The sequence below is a fragment of the Corynebacterium sp. UMB8791 genome (assembly GCF_054166365.1).
The window spans coordinates 1-339 of record NZ_JBSZCG010000039.1 but is presented as its reverse complement, the minus strand read 5'-3'; the positions used below and the strand labels follow the sequence as shown (position 1 = coordinate 339).

The 339-nt window shown below is 38.9% G+C and carries 1 protein-coding gene; it reads right to left on the bottom strand.

Going from position 1 to position 339, the window contains the following annotated elements:
* Nucleotides 1-108, bottom strand: a 108-nt coding sequence (locus tag ACXIUA_RS00960) for a phage head-tail connector protein (RefSeq protein ID WP_457975907.1), incomplete at its 3' end; no start/stop codon positions are given.
* Between the last annotated feature and the right edge of the window lie 231 nt (nt 109-339).

The window sequence follows — 339 nt, the reverse complement described above, 5'->3', positions numbered from 1 at the left end:
CTTAAAAGTCAGTGCTCTCTTGGTATTAGATAAGATTACATTCAGCAAATTGTCTTTATCACTGGAGTTGATCATCAACAACTGCTTAACATCTGCTAAATAGTCCATCAAATCACCTACTTAATCAGCTTTAGCAAATCATCTTTAAGCATTGAGCTAGTGTAACTGATGCTGTGATTATCTAAGTAAGCTTTAATATCAGCAACAGTCGAGTTTGCGGTCGGTTTAACGTCCTCTACCGCGTGGGACGGAGCTAATTTTTTGGAGCAGTTGATGCTACAATTGCGTCCTTTTTAGCTGGCTTGATAAACAAGCTGTCTCTTATACACATCTGACGCT